Genomic DNA, 1,120 nt, shown 5'->3' with positions numbered 1-1,120 from the left:
CATAAGCGCTAACTTGTTTTAGGTATGCTCGAAGTATTTTGATATCTGTGTTTTTCGGATTCTTGTATTTTCTGCTAAAGAACAAGCAATGTCATTCCAGCACTTAAGAACTTCCTGTAATGATAACGCTGGTTCTATAGCCCGTTTTACTTGATTAAGCATAAAAGCAAATTCACGCCATTTGCTTTTAGTCTTCTTGCTTGACAATGAAGTATCCCCAGGGGGAAAAAGACGTAGCAAAATCTATTAGTTTTTCTGTCAAAAGAGCAACGAATAGTTTGCCATAAAGCCAAGCTTTTGAGCTATCATCATCGTATTTAGGTAAGTGTCCAAATTGTGCTATTTGTTTAAATCTTTTAAAGACCAGTTCAATTTGCCATCGAACTCGATACCATTCTAAGATATCAAAAGCGGTAAATTGATTTTCAGGAAACGTTGTGAATACTATTACGTACTTGGCATAAATAAGGGTCTCCGGTTTTAGTTCAATGCCCTTTTTGCTTGCATGTCTTTTAAGTTTTTTATGAGCTATTTTAATGGCTTCTTCTGTTTTGCGTATTATACAAAGACGACCTTTGACATATTCAGTATTATCAACGTTTGGAATAAAAACGTTCCATGATTTTATAGCAAGGGGTCTTTTTAAATATTGGATTTCTTTCAATAAAGGAAAGGGTTTCTTTTCTTCGCCGAATATCCGTAGAGATTGCGAATTAACTCTAACGCTAAGATAAGCGCCTTTCCTTGTTGCATGATGAATTCCTTGGCCAGTACAGTAACCTCTGTCAGCTATAATATAATCATCTTTTTTCATCGGAAACTGCCGAAAAGATTCTCCTGTGCCTTCTCCTTCAGTTCCCGTAAGTTTAAAGAAATCGCAAGATAATGAAGGAACCTCAATACTATAATGAATGCGCCAAAGACTTCCTGTTTTCCCAGGTTCCTTTACTGTTGTTGCATCAAATAAGCGAAGATGAAAATTATTCCGTTTATTAATTTGGAGGCCACGCTCACGGAATAAAGATAAACATAATTTATATAGCCATTCTTTGCTCTTTTTTAATCGCTTTAATAAGGCAACATCGGATAAATCTGCTAAGTTAGCACGCTTGGCTCGAAC

Annotated in this window: 1 protein-coding gene; it reads right to left on the bottom strand. The window is 35.9% G+C overall.

The window, feature by feature from the left end; all coding sequences use genetic code 11:
• Window positions 1-187: 187 nt before the first annotated feature.
• On the bottom strand, window positions 188-1,120 hold a 933-nt coding region (locus tag QZT26_RS17780; protein WP_295104109.1), incomplete at its 5' end, for an IS4-like element ISCku3 family transposase.

Source organism: uncultured Candidatus Kuenenia sp. (assembly GCF_900696675.1).
Classification (GTDB): domain Bacteria; phylum Planctomycetota; class Brocadiia; order Brocadiales; family Brocadiaceae; genus Kuenenia; species Kuenenia stuttgartiensis_A.
Note: the sequence above shows the minus strand (reverse complement) of the source record. Positions and strands in the feature narration are given on the sequence as shown.